This is a genomic window from Burkholderia sp. AU28863, assembly GCF_002223195.1.
Taxonomy (GTDB): Bacteria; Pseudomonadota; Gammaproteobacteria; order Burkholderiales; family Burkholderiaceae; genus Burkholderia; species Burkholderia sola.
On sequence record NZ_NKFE01000005.1, the window covers coordinates 973,918 to 988,578 of the forward strand.

General features: G+C 67.8%; 11 protein-coding genes. 8 read left to right on the forward strand and 3 right to left on the reverse strand.

The window, feature by feature from the left end; translation table 11 throughout:
* Positions 1-407: 407 nt before the first annotated feature.
* The 4 genes from CFB81_RS20875 (at position 408) to CFB81_RS20890 (ending at position 6,273) form a co-directional block, all read left to right on the forward strand.
* Positions 408-1,148 carry a gluconate 2-dehydrogenase subunit 3 family protein gene (locus CFB81_RS20875; protein WP_089436363.1) on the forward strand — a complete coding sequence of 247 codons (741 nt, stop codon included), beginning with the start codon at positions 408-410 and terminating at the stop codon, positions 1,146-1,148.
* The gene (locus CFB81_RS20880) at positions 1,148-2,926 is read left to right on the forward strand and encodes a GMC family oxidoreductase (RefSeq protein WP_069616403.1); all 1,779 of its coding nucleotides are present in this window, start codon (positions 1,148-1,150) and stop codon (positions 2,924-2,926) included. Before CFB81_RS20875 ends, CFB81_RS20880 begins: the two co-directional genes overlap by 1 nt.
* The gene (locus tag CFB81_RS20885; RefSeq protein ID WP_089436364.1) at positions 2,923-4,350 is read left to right on the forward strand and encodes a cytochrome c; all 1,428 of its coding nucleotides are present in this window, start codon (positions 2,923-2,925) and stop codon (positions 4,348-4,350) included. The genes CFB81_RS20880 and CFB81_RS20885 overlap by 4 nt, the downstream gene beginning before the upstream one ends.
* Before the next feature lie 207 nt (positions 4,351-4,557).
* Entirely contained in the window at positions 4,558-6,273 is a 1,716-nt protein-coding gene (locus CFB81_RS20890; RefSeq protein WP_069616405.1) for a cation:proton antiporter, read from the forward strand.
* Positions 6,274-6,300: 27 nt separating this feature from the next.
* Here CFB81_RS20890 and CFB81_RS20895 read toward each other — a convergent pair whose 3' ends face one another.
* The gene (locus tag CFB81_RS20895; RefSeq protein WP_089436365.1) at positions 6,301-8,184 is read right to left on the reverse strand and encodes a penicillin-binding protein 2; all 1,884 of its coding nucleotides are present in this window, start codon (positions 8,182-8,184) and stop codon (positions 6,301-6,303) included.
* Between the two features lie 423 nt (positions 8,185-8,607).
* Positions 8,608-8,955, reverse strand: coding sequence for a DUF3564 family protein (locus CFB81_RS20900; RefSeq protein ID WP_089436366.1), 348 nt, complete (start codon positions 8,953-8,955; stop codon positions 8,608-8,610).
* A 647-nt stretch (positions 8,956-9,602) separates the two neighbouring features.
* Here CFB81_RS20900 and CFB81_RS20905 point away from each other — a divergent pair.
* Complete coding sequence (locus tag CFB81_RS20905; RefSeq protein ID WP_089436367.1) at positions 9,603-10,814, forward strand: SDR family oxidoreductase; 1,212 nt, start codon at positions 9,603-9,605, stop codon at positions 10,812-10,814.
* Between the two features lie 55 nt (positions 10,815-10,869).
* On the opposite strand, the gene hpaR is transcribed toward CFB81_RS20905, so the two are convergent.
* A complete protein-coding gene (gene hpaR, locus CFB81_RS20910; protein WP_050010892.1) occupies positions 10,870-11,310 on the reverse strand; it encodes a homoprotocatechuate degradation operon regulator HpaR in 441 nt (146 codons plus the stop codon).
* A 153-nt stretch (positions 11,311-11,463) separates the two neighbouring features.
* Between hpaR and CFB81_RS20915 the strand changes: the two genes are divergently transcribed.
* The 3 genes from CFB81_RS20915 to hpaE are packed head-to-tail and all read left to right on the forward strand — an operon-like array spanning position 11,464 to position 14,403.
* Positions 11,464-12,153 (forward strand): fumarylacetoacetate hydrolase family protein, encoded by a 690-nt coding sequence (locus CFB81_RS20915; protein ID WP_089436368.1) that lies wholly within the window; start codon positions 11,464-11,466, stop codon positions 12,151-12,153.
* Positions 12,150-12,914 (forward strand): fumarylacetoacetate hydrolase family protein, encoded by a 765-nt coding sequence (locus CFB81_RS20920; RefSeq protein WP_089436369.1) that lies wholly within the window; start codon positions 12,150-12,152, stop codon positions 12,912-12,914. The genes CFB81_RS20915 and CFB81_RS20920 overlap by 4 nt, the downstream gene beginning before the upstream one ends.
* Before the next feature lie 25 nt (positions 12,915-12,939).
* Positions 12,940-14,403, forward strand: a complete 1,464-nt coding sequence (gene hpaE / locus CFB81_RS20925; protein ID WP_089436370.1) for a 5-carboxymethyl-2-hydroxymuconate semialdehyde dehydrogenase — start codon at positions 12,940-12,942, stop codon at positions 14,401-14,403.
* The last annotated feature ends 258 nt before the right edge of the window (positions 14,404-14,661 follow it).

Below are 14,661 nucleotides of genomic sequence, written 5' to 3' on the forward strand. Positions count from 1 at the left end.
GAATTGCATTGAACCCCCTAGCAATGGAACCGGTTCCATATATAATCGCCCGCACTCGTCGCCGGACCCGAAAGAGGGTCGTGCACGTTGCGCTTGCCGTGTGCAGACGCGACGTCTAAGTTGAACAAGGGTTCGGGCGATGGCGGACAGATGCAGGCCAATGCCGGTATTTGTCCGACGATAGGCCCGAGAACAGGGCAATCCGTGCAGCCCGCCGCCGGCATCCGGGGCGATGCGCGGCTGCAATAAGGGGCCCCGCTAGTCGCGGCTGGCCCCCTGCATCGAGGTTGTGCGCAACACACGAAAGAACAGGGCGACCGGCCGCCTGCGGCACGGCTGCCTGCCGGGCACGCTGCATGCGGAATGCGCGCGTCCGAACCCCGATCCCCAACGATCAATATCCGACCATGTCCACGCCACCTGACAAACCCAATTCGCGTCGCCGTTTTCTGCGCACATCGGTCGCGCTCGTGCCGATCGCGTCGGTCGCCGGCTGCGACCTGCGCTCGTCGTCGCCGTCCGCGACGACGGCCGGCAACGCGTCCACTGCGGCGGCCAGCGCCGACCGCGCGCCGTACAAGCCGACCTTTTTCGATGCGAAGGAATGGGCGTTCGTCCAGGCCGCCGTCGACCGGCTGATTCCGGCCGACGCCGAAGGCCCCGGCGCGCTCGAAGCGGGCGTGCCCGAATTCATCGATCGCCAGATGGAGACGCCGTATGCGCACGGCGCGACGTGGTACATGCAGGGGCCGTTCCAGCAGGGCGTGCCCGAGCTCGGCTACCAGTTGAAGCTGGTGCCGCGCGACATCTACCGGCTCGGCATCGCGGCGGTCAACCGCTATTGCGAAAAGGCGCACGGCAAGGCGTTCGCGGATCTCGACGCGCCGACGCGCGACGCCGTGCTCGGCGCGCTGGAGAAGGGCGGCGCGCAGATCGACGACGTCCCGCCCGGCGTGTTCCTCGGCCAGTTGCTGCAGAACACGCGCGAAGGCTATTTCTGCGATCCGGTGCATGGCGGCAATCGCGACATGGCCGCGTGGAAGATGATCGGTTTCCCGGGCGCGCGCGCGGACTTCATGGATTTCGTCAACCAGAGCGGCAAGCCGTATCCGTACGGCCCCGTCTCGATCAACGGGGAGCGCAGCTGATGGCCGCAGACAAGAAGCCGCATGTCGATGCGGTAATCGTCGGCTTCGGCTGGACCGGCGCGATTCTCGCGAAGGAACTGACCGAAGCGGGCCTGAACGTCGTCGCGCTCGAGCGCGGCGAATATCGCGACACCTACCCGGACGGCGCGTATCCGAACACGATCGACGAGCTGACCTACAACATCCGCAAGAAGCTGTTCCTCGACCTGTCGAAGACGACCGTGTCGATCCGCCACGGCCTGCAGGACACCGCGCTGCCGTACCGGCAGCTCGCGGCGTTCCTGCCGGGCGAAGGCGTCGGCGGCGCGGGGCTGCACTGGTCGGGCGTGCACTTCCGGATCACGCCGGAGGAGCTGCGCCTGCGCAGCCACTATGAAGAGCGCTACGGCAAGAAATTCATCCCCGAAGGGATGACGATCCAGGATACGGGCGTCACGTACGACGAGCTCGAGCCGCATTTCGATTTCGCCGAGAAGGTGTTCGGCACCTCGGGGCAGGCGTACAAGGTCGGCGGCAAGGTGGTCGGCGACGGCAACGTGTTCGAGGCCAACCGCAGCGACAATTTCCCGCTGCCCGCGCAGCTCAATACGTATTCGGCACAGCGCTTCTTCGACGCGGCGCATTCGCTCGGCCTGCACCCGTACCGGCTGCCGTCGGCGAACACGTCGGGCCCGTACACGAACCCGTACGGCGTGCAGATGGGCCCGTGCAACTTCTGCGGCTACTGCAGCGGCTACGCGTGCTACATGTATTCGAAGGCGTCGCCGAACCTGAACATCCTGCCGGCGCTGAAGCAGGCGCCGAACTTCGAGCTGCGCTCGAAGTGCCACGTGCTGCGCGTCGACCTCGACGACACGAAGAAGCGCGCGACCGGCGTGACCTACGTGGATCCGGCCGGGCGCGAAGTGCACCAGCCGGCCGATCTCGTGATCGTGGCCGCGTTCCAGTATCACAACGTGCACCTGCTGCTGCTGTCGGGCATCGGCAAGCCGTACGATCCGATCTCGGGCGAAGGCGTGGTCGGCCGCAATTTCGCGTATCAGAACCTGTCGACGATCAAGGCGTTCTTCGACAAGGATACCTACACGAATCCGTTCATCGGCGCGGGTGGCAACGGCGTCGCGGTGGACGACTTCAACGCGGACAACTTCGACCACGGCCCGCTCGGTTTCGTCGGCGGCTCGCCGCTGTGGGTGAACCAGGCCGGCGTGAAGCCGATCAGCGGCATCGCGACGCCGCCCGGCACGCCGCAGTGGGGCTCCGCGTGGAAGAAGGCCGTCAAGGACAACTACGCGCACACGATCTCGATGGATGCGCACGGCACCAACATGTCGTACCGCGACGTGTATCTCGACCTCGATCCGACCTATCGCGATTCGTACGGCCAGCCGCTGTTGCGGATGACGTTCGACTGGAAGGACAACGACATCAAGATGGCGCAGTACGTGACCGGGCAGATGAAGAAGATCGCGGAGGCGATGGGGCCGAAGGCGATCGGCGTGTCGACGCGCGAGTTCGGCAAGCATTTCGACTCGCGCCAGTACCAGACGACCCACCTCGTCGGCGGCGCGATCATGGGCACCGACCCGAAGACGAGCGTGCTGAACCGCTACCTGCAGTGCTGGGATGTGCACAACGTGTTCGTGATGGGCGCATCCGCGCTGCCGCAGGGCATCGGCTACAACCCGACCGGGATCATCGCGGCGCTGGCCTACTGGTCGGCACGTGCGATCCGCGAGCAATACCTGAAAAATCCTGCCCCGCTGGTGACCGCATGAAGAGGACGATGAACCACCACAACGCCGCCCACCCGGTTTCCCCGCTGCGGCGCGCGCTGGCGATCGGCACGGCATGGGCGGCATTCGGTCTCGCGGGCGGCGCCGCGTTCGCGCAGCCGGCGGCCGCGCCGGCCGCGGCTTCGGGCCCGGCGGCTGCACCTGCCACCCCGTCGGCCGACGCGGCCCTCATCAAGCGCGGCGAATATCTTGCGCGCGCGGGCGACTGCATCGCCTGCCACACCGCGAGCGGCGGCAAGCCGTTCGCGGGCGGGCTGAAGTTCGACACGCCGATCGGCGCGATCTACTCGACGAACATCACGCCGGACTCGAAGACGGGCCTCGGCGGCTGGACCTACCAGGACTTCACTCGGGCGGTGCGCGAAGGCGTGCGCAAGAACGGCGACACGATGTATCCGGCGATGCCGTTCCCGTCGTACGCGCGGCTGACCGACGACGACATGAAGGCGCTGTACGCGTACTTCATGCACGGCGTCGCGCCGGTCGAGCACGAGAACCGCAAGGTCGACATCGTGTGGCCGCTGTCGATGCGCTGGCCGCTCGGCATCTGGCGCAAGCTGTTCGCGCCGTCGCCGAAGCCGTTCGACGCGGCGTCGTACCCCGACCCGGTGGTCGCGCGCGGCGCGTATCTGGTGCAGGGGCTCGGCCACTGCGGCGCGTGCCACACGCCGCGCGCGCCGACGATGCAGGAGCGCGGGCTGACCGACGCCGATGGCCCCGACTTCCTGGCCGGCGGCGCGGCGATCGACGGCTGGGTGCCGACGAGCCTGCGCGGCGAGCCGCGCACCGGTCTCGGCACGTGGAACGAAACCGAGATCGTGCAGTTCCTGAAGACCGGCCGCACGCTGCGTACGGCCGCGTTCGGCGGGATGACGGACGTGGTCGGCCACAGCATGCAGCACATGACCGACGACGACCTGAACGCGATCGCGCGCTACCTGAAGACGTTGCCGCCGCGCGTGCAGGGCGAGCAGCCGCACGTGTACGACGCGGCCGCGGCGAAGGCGCTGCAGACGGGCGACGCGAGCAAGCCGGGCGCGGCCGTCTATCGCGACAACTGCATGGCCTGCCACCGCAGCGACGGTCACGGCTACACGCGCGTGTTCCCGGCGCTCGCCGGCAACGCGGTCGTGCAGGGCGACGATCCGACGTCGCTGATCCACGTCGTGCTGGAAGGCAGCGCACTGCAGGGTACGCGCACCGCGCCGTCGACCTTCACGATGCCGCCGTTCGGCTGGCGGCTGTCGGACCAGGAAGTTGCGGACGTGTCGAACTTCGTGCGTACGAGCTGGGGTAACACAGGCGCGCCGGTGACGGCCGCGCAGGTCGCGAAGGTGCGCAAGAGCGTGCCGTCGACGCGGCCCGAGCCGCCGCCCGGCGCGCGGTTCCCGCAAGCGTCGCGCTGACGGGAGCGGCGGGGCGTGAGCCCCGCCTGCCGCCGCGTTGACGCTCACGCGCGGCGGCCCGCGACGCCTTTCCCTTCGCCGGGGTTGTACCCCGCGCCGCGCGCAACGCCGTGAAATTTTCCCCGGCTGCGCGCCATTCTTCCGCCTCATCCCTTATCCTTTCACTCTTGAACCTTACTAAATAGTTACAAGAGCTTGGGAGGGGGGATGCCTCATGACGTCAGCCTGATTGCGTTGCTCGCGGCCGGTTTCGGTCTCGCGATGATCTTCGGTTACCTCGCGTCGCTGCTGAAAATGCCGCCGCTCGTCGGCTATCTGCTCGCCGGGATCGTGATCGGCCCCGGCACGCCCGGTTTCGTCGGCGATCTGTCGCTCGCGCAGCAACTCGCCGAAGTCGGCGTGATGCTGCTGATGTTCGGCGTCGGCCTGCATTTCTCGCTCGGTGATCTCCTCGCGGTGCGCAAGATCGCGCTGCCGGGCGCGATCGTCCAGATCACCGTCGCGACGCTGCTCGGCGGCGGGCTCGCGCTCACCTGGGGCTGGAGCTTGGGAGCGGCGCTCGTGTTCGGGCTCGCGCTGTCGGTCGCGAGTACCGTCGTGCTGCTGCGCGCGCTCGAAGGGCGCGGGCTCGTCGAGACGGTCAACGGGCGCATCGCGGTGGGCTGGCTGGTCGTCGAGGATCTCGTGATGGTGCTCGTGCTGGTGCTGCTGCCGCCGGTGGCGGGGCTGCTCGGCGGCACGCCGCCCGGCGACGCGCATGCGGCCGGCGGCAGCGTGTGGGGGACGCTCGGCGTCACGATGCTGAAGGTCGCCGCGTTCATCGCGCTGATGCTGGTGGTCGGCAAGCGCGTGTTCCCGCGCATTCTGTGGCTCGTCGCGCGCACGGGTTCGCGCGAATTGTTCACGCTTTGCATGATTGCCGCGGCGGTCGGCATCGCGTTCGGCGCGGCGAAGCTGTTCGACGTGTCGTTCGCGCTCGGCGCGTTCTTCGCGGGGATGATGATGCGCGAGTCGGAATTCAGCCGGCGCGCGGCCGACGAGACGCTGCCGTTGCGCGACGCGTTCTCGGTGCTGTTCTTCATCTCGGTCGGCATGCTGTTCGACCCGAAGGTCCTGATCGAAGAGCCGGTGCACGTGATCGAGGTCGCGGCGATCGTGCTGGTCGGCAAGACGCTCGCGGCCGTCGCGCTCGTGATCGCGTTCCGCTATCCGCTGAACACCGCGCTGACGGTCGGCGCGGGCCTTGCGCAGATCGGCGAATTCTCGTTCATCCTCGCGGGACTCGGCCGCGCACTCGGGCTGCTGTCGGCCGAGGGGCAGAGCCTGATTCTCGCGGTCGCGCTGATCTCGATCGCGATGAACACGCTGTTGTTCGCGATGATCGATCCGGCGCTCGCGTGGATCCGCAAGCATTCGGCATTCGCACGCAAGCTCGAGGCGCGTGACGATCCGCTCGCCGCGCTGCCGATGTCGACGCCGCAGACGCATCTGACCGGGCAGGTCGTGATCGTCGGTTACGGCAAGGTCGGCACGCGGATCGCGCATGCGCTGGACGAGCGCGGGATCGCCTATGTCGTCGTCGAGCAGAATCGCGAGCTCGTCGAGAAGCTGCGCGCGGACGGCACCGCGGCCGTGTCGGGCGACGCGATCGAGCCGATCGTGCTCGTGCAGGCGCATATCGCCCGCGCCGGGATGCTGGTCGTCACGCTGCCCGACGTGTTCGACGTGCGGCAGATCGTCGAGATCTCGCGCACGCTCAACCCGACGCTCGAGGTCGTGCTGTGCACGAACAGCGGCGACGAGGCCGCGCTACTGTCGAGCGAGGGCATCGGCACCGTGTTCATGGGCGAGACCGAACTCGCGCGCGGGATGACCGAGCACGTGCTCGGCCGGATGGCGAAGCCTGTCGCGGCCGCGCATTGACGGCGCGCGGCGGCGCGTCGGGCCTCGTCAGCCCGCGGTAGCCGCCTTCGCGGGCGCGGCGGTACCGGATTGCGCGGCCGTCTTCAACGATGCCGCCGGTTTCTGCGTGACGGTCGTCGCTGCCGGCGCCGCGACCGTTTTCTGCGCCGCGGCGGCTTGCGCCGGCGCATTCTTCTCCGGTTCGACCGGCGCATCGGGCGGCACGCCGAGCAACTGCAGCGAGCCGCTCGTGACCGACGCGAACACCGGGCCGGCGACCGTGCCGCCGTAGTAGCCCTTGCCGCGCGGCTCGTCGATCATCACCGCGACGATCAGGCGCGGGTTGCTCATTGGCGCCATTCCCGCGAACAGCGCGCGGTACTTGCCCTTCGCATAGCTCGCGCCGACCTGCTTGCGCGCGGTACCCGTCTTGCCGCCGATCCGGTAGCCGTCGACGCGCGCGCGGCGCCCCGTGCCGCCTTCGCCGACCGCCATCTCGAGCATCGAGCGGATCGCGGCGGCCGTTTGCGGCGACGTCACGCGATGCCCGCGGTGCGCGTCGATCGTCTGCTGGTCGGTGCCGTTCTTCAGCAGCGACACCGGGTGCAGCGTGCCGTCGCCCGCATAGGCGGTGTAGGTCTGCGCGATCTGCAGCAGCGACATCGACAGCCCGTAGCCGTACGCCATCGTCGCCTGCTCGATCGGCCGCCAGCGCTTGTAGCCGCGCAGCCGGCCCGACGCGACGCCCGGGAAGGTCAGTTCCGGCGCGCGGCCGATCCCGTACTCCTGGTATTTGTTCCAGATCGTTTCGGCGGGCAGGTTCAGCGCCAGTTTCGCGAGCGCGACGTTGCTCGACTTCTGCAGCGCTTGCGATACCGTCAGCGACCCGTGGTTCGACGTGTCGTGGATCACCGCCGGGCCGATCTTGTAGGTGCCCGGCGACGTGTTGATGATCGTGTTCGGCGTGACCTTGCGCTCGTCGATCGACAGTGCGACGACGAGCGGCTTGATCGTCGAGCCCGGTTCGAACGTGTCGATCACCGCGCGGTTGCGCAATTGCTGGCCGGTGAGGCGGGCGCGGTCGTTCGGGTCGAAGGTCGGATAGTTCGCGAGCGCGAGGATCTCGCCGTTCTGCGCGTCGAGCACGACGACGCTGCCGGCCACCGCGTTGTTCTCGATCACGGCCGCCTTGAGCTGGCTGAAGGCGAGTTGCTGGATGCGGCGGTCGATCGTCAGTTCGATCGTCGCGCCGTGCTGCGCGGGGACGAGCGGGCGCGTGTCCGACACGATGCGGCCGAGGCGGTCGCGGATCACCTCGCGCTGGCCGGACGTGCCTTGCAGGCGTGCATTCGCCGCGAGCTCGACGCCTTCCTGGCCCTTGTCCTCGACGTTCGTGAAGCCGACCACGTGCGCGGCCGATTCGCCCTCCGGGTAGAAGCGTTTCGAATCGGCGATCTGCGTGATGCCGTCGATCGCGAGCTTGTCGAGCCGGCTGGCGGTGTCCGCGTCGACCTGCCGCTTGAGCAGCACGAACGTCTTGTCGTTGCCGAGACGCCGCTTCACCTCGGCGAGCGGCAGGTCGAGCAGCTTCGCGATCTGCGGGTAGTCGGTGTCGGCGACCTGTTTCGGGTTCGCCCAGATTTCATAGGTCGACAGGCTGACCGCGAGCATCGCGCCGTTGCGGTCGACGATGCGCCCACGCATCGCGTCGAGTTCGATCGTGCGCTGATAGCGCTTCTGGCCCTGGCCGACGTAGAAATCCTGGTTCGCGACCTGCACCCAGAAAGCGCGCACGATCAGCGCGGCGAATGCGAGGAACACGACGACCACGATCAGCCGCGAGCGCCACATCGGCAGGCGCGCCGCGAGCATCGGATTCTTGGTCGCCGCTGCATACGGATCGGCAGGGTGGGTCTTCTTTTTCACGCTCATGCAATGGCCGGGTGGAGCCGCCGGATGGCGGCTGGTCAGTCTGAATAATGCGATTGTAATAAATGAGTAAACACCGTGTGAGGAAAGTATGTTCCGGCCCCGCAAAAAAGGCGAACGGCAGGCCATCGGGGAGAGCGAGAGGAACGGACCGGAAAGGCGAGGCCGACGCAGGGTTTTCGCGGCGGGCGCCGATGGTGAAACGCGGGTTGACTCATCGCATGCCGATTCGGGGCCGCGATTTCCGCCATCGCTCGAACGCAATCATCCCGGGCCCACGATCAATTGCCCGCGCGGCGATTATTTCTCTACTCTTGAAAATAAAAAGCGCCTCGAACGGAGGCGCCATCCATGTTGAATATCGAAATGAATATCACTACTGCCGGAATGAACCCGACAACCGTAGACGATTCATGTCAATAATACCTATCGGGCAACGGAAATAAATTCCCGGTATTCCGGCTCGGTCGTGCAGGTATCGACCGCCTGCAGGCGCCACGCGCCGTCGGGATGATCGCCGGCGAGCACCGCGGGGCCCTGTTCGCGGCGCATCGCGTCGAACGACAGTCCCTTCAGTTGGCAGACGGCATTGCCGCTGTCGGCCGCACAGAGCGCCATCGCACCTTCGATGTCGCGGACCTTGCCCCAGGTCGGAAGGTCGATGCCCTGATGTGCCTCGCGCGACCACAGACCCTCGTCGGTATCGACCCACAAGACTGCGAAGGAATGCTGGGTTGCCGATTCGCTGCCATTAATCCGAATGGTGAGGCGCATTGCATCGTCTCCTGAAAAAAGACACATTCGACCGTTTGAACTTGAACAGTCTAGATAGACTGGTGTGAAACGCAAGTGATAATCCGCAATAAATTTATATTGGGCCTATTTCGATTCCAGATGAAAGGACGTCTGACGATTCATGGTCATTCCCGACGCGTCAGCACAGGCGCGCGATACCGGCGATAGTCGTGGCCGTTCGGGCACGCGCGGCGGTCGAGACATGGGATGACAAGGCCGCCGGCCGCGTCGATCTGTCGCGCACCGGCCGCCATCGCAACCGGGCCGACCGGCGCGTTTCGGCACCGGTCGAATGCAGCCGATCGAACGTTTCATCGTTTTGATCAGATGGCCGGCACGACACACTCCGACAATCGCGTACAAATCGGCACACTTTCACGAAACTTTCGGGACAGACTTGCAAGCGGTCGGGCCCCACACTGGGAACTTCCCGATCCTGTGCCGCGGACGCCCATCCGCGCCGGCTGCCGCCGTCTCGTGCCAGAGCGCGATCGACGCGATCGCAGGCCGCACGCCCGGTCGGGAGCCGCCGGGGCCCGCGTCGGCCCCGGCCCGGCCGGCGAGCCGGGCGCCGCCCGCAACCGCGGGCGCCGCGCCGCCCGGCCGATTCTTCGAAGGAGACTATCGTGCTGATCTGGAAAACCGCGTTGTCGCTCAACTGGCGGACGAGCCTCGTGTCGCCGGCCAGCGCACCGGTCGCGGCGGCGAACGTCGGACGGCTGGTGCTGACCGGCGCCACCGGCTTCATCGGCAGTACCGTGCTGACGGCGCTCGTCAATGCAGGGCTGCTCGAACGCATCGTCTGCGTCGTGCGCGCGCAGGACCGCGGCCATGCGGTCGCGCGGCTGCGTGAAGCCGCGTTGCGCGCGGGGCTCGCGCCATACTGGGCGTCGCGTCTGACCGATGCGAACGTGATCGTCGGCGCGCTCGGCGATGTATGGCTCGGCGCCGATGCGCCGCGCCTGGCCGGCGCGACGCATGTGATTCACTGCGCGGGCCATGCGTCGCCGGCCGACGGCGCGCACCTGCAGGCCGACATCGCCGATGCGGTGCGCTTCGCCGAGCGCTTTGCGCGCGCGCCGCGCCTGCAACGCTTCGTGTACGTCGGCACGGCCTACGCGCATGCGGGCCGCGGCGGGATCGTGCAGGAAGAGGCGGAGCGCACGGGGAACGACGTCGCGCCGCGGGCCGATGACGGCCTGCCGGGCGCGGTGCTCGCGGCCGACTACCTGCACGCGAAGGCGGAGACGGAGCAGCGCCTGCGCGCGCTCGGGCTGCCGCTCGTCGTCGTGCGGCCGTCGCACGTGGTCGGCCACACGGTGCTCGGTACGCGGCCCGCGCCGAATTCGTTCTGGATGTTCCGGCTCGCGCATGCGGCGCGCCGCTTCACCGCGCGGCCGATGACGCGCATCGACATCGTGTCGGTGGACGACGTGGCTCGCGCGACGATGCTGCTGGCCGTCAAGCCGACGCTCGCGCACGACGTCTATCACGTATCGGCCGGCGACGAGGCGCCCCAGGTCGCGCAGATCGTGCGCGCGATGGACGAGGCGGCGGGCATGACCGGGGCGCCGCGCTACGTGGCATGCGCGCCGGCCGAACTGCCGCTCGTCGTGCGCGACGTGCTCGGGCGCCCCGATCCGGCGCTCGAGCGCGTGATCGGCCGGGCGCTGCAGCGCTGCGGCGAATTCGCGACGGTCGATCGCGTGTTCGACAATCGCCGCGTGCGCGACGAAATCGATTTCGAGCCGTTGCCGTTCATCGACTACGTCGAGGAATGCATGCGCACGTCGCGCGGCGTGGCGGTGACCGAGCTGATGCGCGGCGCGGTCCACTAACCGGCCGCATCGCCCCGGCGCCCGTTCCCGTACGTTGCGGGCGCGGGCGCCGTCTTTATGCCTGGTTGCCGAGTTCGATGAGCCGGTCGAGCGCGCGGTAGATGTCGTCGAGGCCGTCCTCGCCGAATCGCGCTTCGAGCTGACGGTATTGCTCGTCGATGCGCGGACCGATTTCCGTCACCAGTTTCCTGCTTTGCGGCGTCAGGCTGACCAGCAGCCGGCGCTGATCCTCCTGCGCGCGCGTGCGCGTGATCAGGCCGTCGCGCTCCATCCGTTCCAGCACGCCGGTCAGGCTCGGGCTCAGGATGCAGCAGCGTTTCGCGATCTGCCCGGCTTCGAGCGCCTGCGCCGGCTCGCCGTCGAGCACGCGGATGATCCGCCATTGCTGTTCGGTCAGCGAGAATTCCTTGAGAATGGGGCGAAACAGGCCCATCAGCGTTTCGCGGGCCTCGAGCAGCAGCATGGCCAGATTGCGATGGTCGAGCGTACGGTTCATCGGGGTGAGCAGAGGACGGGGGACGCATCAATCTTAACAGCCGAAGCTGATGAATTTCGTGTATCAGGGTAATCGAGGTTGTCAGCGCCCGATTGTTTACTTAAGATATTAACTATTGACGATGCGCCGCGACGCGCGGCAGGGGAATGACGCATGGAGCTGTCTTGCACGACCGCCGCGGCGCCGCCGTTGCCGGTCGCCATCGGTACCGTCTACGGTGCGCTGCTCAACGAGCGCGCGGCGCTCGCCGCGCTCGGCGACGCGGTGAACGCACCGCCTTACGGCCGACCGCCGCAGGCGCCGATCCTGTACATCAAATCCGCCAACACGCATGCGGCCGACGGCGCCGCCGTCGTCGTGCCGGCCGGCGTCGACGCGCTGGAAATCGGCGCGTCGGTGGCTGTCGTGTTCGCGCGTCGCGCGACGCGCGTGGCGGCCGCGCGTGCGCTCGACTACGTGCACGGCTTCACGCTCGCGAGCGACGTGTCGGTGCCGCATCCGGATTACTACCGTCCGGCCGTGCGCTTCAAGTGCCGTGACGGCTTTTGTCCGCTCGGCCCGGCGATCGTGCCGGCCGCCGCGCTCGCCGATGTCGACGCGATCGGGCTGACGGTGCGGATCGACGGCAAGGTGGGCGCGTCCGCGTCGACCGCGACGCTGATTCGCCCGGTGCGCGAGCTGATCGCCGACGTGACGGCCTTCATGTCGTTCGACGCGGGCGACGTGCTGCTGCTCGGCGTCGCGGGCGGCGCACCGCATGCCCGCGCGGGCAGCACGATCGAGATCGCCGCGGCCGGGATCGGCACGCTGCGGCATACGCTGACGGCGGAGGAGGCACGATGAAGACGGCGCGCGTGATCTACAACGGCGCACTGCATGCGGCCGAACCGGCCGGCGACGGCGCGATCCGCATCGATACGGGGCGCGTGGTGGCCGAGGAGGCCGTGGCGTGGCTGCCGCCCGTCGCGCCGCGCACGACGTTCGCGCTCGGCCTGAACTACGCCGACCATGCGAAGGAACTCGCGTTCAACGCGCCGAGCGAGCCGCTGATCTTCCTGAAGGGGCCGAACACGTTCGTCGGCCACCGGTCGCTGACCGTGCGCCCGGCGGACGCCGCGCACATGCACTACGAGTGCGAGCTGGCCGTCGTGATCGGCCGGCCCGCGCGCCACGTGCGCCGTGCGCAGGCAATCGACTACGTGGCCGGCTATACGGTCGCGAACGACTACGCGATCCGCGACTATCTCGAGAACTATTACCGGCCGAACCTGCGCGTGAAGAACCGCGACACCTGCACGCCGCTCGGGCCGTGGTTCGTCAGCCGCGACGAGATCGGCGACGCGCGCGACCTGACGCTGCGCACGACCGTGAACGGCCGGGAGACGCAGCGCGGCAGCACGCGCGACATGGTGTTCGACGTGCCGGCGCTGATCGAGCACATCAGCAGCTTCATGACGCTCTCGCCGGGCGACCTGATCCTGACCGGCACGCCCGAGGGGCTGGCGGACACGCAGCCGGGCGACGAGGTCGTGACCGAAATCGAAGGGATCGGCCGGCTCGTGAACACGATCGTCGGCGAAGCGGACTACTATCGCGCCGGTTGAGGCCGTCGCCAACGAAGGAGAGCACATGACCATCAAGCACTGGATCGGCGGCCGCGAAGTGGAGAGCCGCGACACCTTCACGACGCTGAACCCGGCGACGGGCGACGTCATCACCGACGTCGCGTCGGGCGGCGAGGCCGAGGTCGACGCGGCCGTGCGCGCGGCGAAGGATGCGTTCCCGAAATGGGCGAACACGCCGGCGAAGGAGCGCGCGAAGCTGATGCGCAAGCTCGGCGAACTGATCGAGAAGAACGTGCCGATGCTCGCGGCGCTGGAGACGCAGGACACCGGCCTGCCGATCGCGCAGACGAGCAAGCAGCTGATTCCGCGCGCGTCCGAGAATTTCAACTTCTTCGCGGAAGTGTGCGTGCAGATGAACGGCCGTACCTATCCGGTCGACGACCAGATGCTGAACTACACGCTGTACCAGCCGGTCGGGGTGTGCGCGCTGGTGTCGCCGTGGAACGTGCCGTTCATGACGGCCACGTGGAAGACGGCGCCGTGTCTCGCGCTCGGCAACACGGCCGTGCTGAAGATGTCCGAGCTGTCGCCGCTGACGGCCGACCAGCTCGGCCGGCTCGCGCTCGAAGCCGGCATCCCGCCCGGTGTGCTGAACGTCGTGCAGGGTTACGGCGCGACGGCCGGCGACGCGCTCGTGCGGCATCCTGACGTGCGCGCGGTGTCGTTTACCGGCGGCACCGTCACCGGCAAGCGGATCATGGAGCGCGCGGGCCTCAAGAAGTATTCGATGGAGCTCGGCGGCAAGTCGCCGGTGCTGATCTTCGACGACGCCGATTTCGACCGCGCGCTCGACGCATCGCTGTTCACGATCTTCTCGATCAACGGGGAACGCTGCACCGCGGGCTCGCGGATTTTCGTGCAGCGCACGATCTACGACCGCTTCGTGCAGGAATTCGCGCGCCGCGCGAACAACCTGGTGGTCGGCGATCCGACCGATCCGGGCACCAACCTTGGCGCGATGATCACGCGCCAGCACTGGGAGAAGGTGACGGGCTATATCCGCATCGGCGAGCAGGAAGGCGCGCGCGTGGTCGCGGGCGGCGCGGACAAGCCGGCCGGGCTGCCCGATCATCTGCGCCACGGCAACTTCGTGCGGCCGACCGTATTCGCCGACGTCGACAACCGGATGCGCATCGCGCAGGAAGAGATCTTCGGGCCGGTCGCGTGCATCATCCCGTTCGAGGACGAAGACGAAGGGCTGCGGCTCGCGAACGACACGGCGTACGGCCTCGCGTCGTACATCTGGACGCAGGACGTCGGCAAGGTGCATCGGCTCGCGCGCGGCATCGAGGCAGGGATGGTGTTCGTGAACAGCCAGAACGTGCGCGACCTGCGCCAGCCGTTCGGCGGCGTGAAGGAATCGGGCACCGGGCGCGAGGGCGGCGAGTACAGTTTCGAGGTGTTCGCGGAGATCAAGAACGTGTGCATCTCGATGGGTTCGCATCACATTCCTCGCTGGGGCGTTTGAAGGGCGCGGGCCGTGGCGCCGCAAGAACGAACGATTCCTTGGCCGGCACGCCGGCCAAGCATGGGGCCGGAGCGTAACCGCTAAAGCGCCAACTCCGGCCGACCGCGAAGCATGGGACCGGAGTAATCGCTAAAGCGCTAACTCCGGTCGACCGCGAAGCATGGGACCGGAGTAACCGCTAAAGCGCTAACTCCGGTCGACCGCGAAGCATGGGACCGGAGTAATCGCTAAAGCGCTAACTCCGGTCGACAGGAGACT

Coding starts and splice junctions, on each gene's coding strand:
- CFB81_RS20900 (WP_089436366.1), bottom strand. CDS start 8,955: ATGCGCCTCACCATTCGGATTAATGGCAGCGAATCGGCAACCCAGCAT.
- CFB81_RS20920 (WP_089436369.1), top strand. CDS start 12,150: ATGAAGACGGCGCGCGTGATCTACAACGGCGCACTGCATGCGGCCGAA.
- CFB81_RS20890 (WP_069616405.1), top strand. CDS start 4,558: ATGCCTCATGACGTCAGCCTGATTGCGTTGCTCGCGGCCGGTTTCGGT.
- CFB81_RS20880 (WP_069616403.1), top strand. CDS start 1,148: ATGGCCGCAGACAAGAAGCCGCATGTCGATGCGGTAATCGTCGGCTTC.
- CFB81_RS20895 (WP_089436365.1), bottom strand. CDS start 8,184: ATGAGCGTGAAAAAGAAGACCCACCCTGCCGATCCGTATGCAGCGGCG.
- CFB81_RS20915 (WP_089436368.1), top strand. CDS start 11,464: ATGGAGCTGTCTTGCACGACCGCCGCGGCGCCGCCGTTGCCGGTCGCC.
- CFB81_RS20875 (WP_089436363.1), top strand. CDS start 408: ATGTCCACGCCACCTGACAAACCCAATTCGCGTCGCCGTTTTCTGCGC.
- hpaE (WP_089436370.1), top strand. CDS start 12,940: ATGACCATCAAGCACTGGATCGGCGGCCGCGAAGTGGAGAGCCGCGAC.
- CFB81_RS20885 (WP_089436364.1), top strand. CDS start 2,923: ATGAAGAGGACGATGAACCACCACAACGCCGCCCACCCGGTTTCCCCG.
- hpaR (WP_050010892.1), bottom strand. CDS start 11,310: ATGAACCGTACGCTCGACCATCGCAATCTGGCCATGCTGCTGCTCGAG.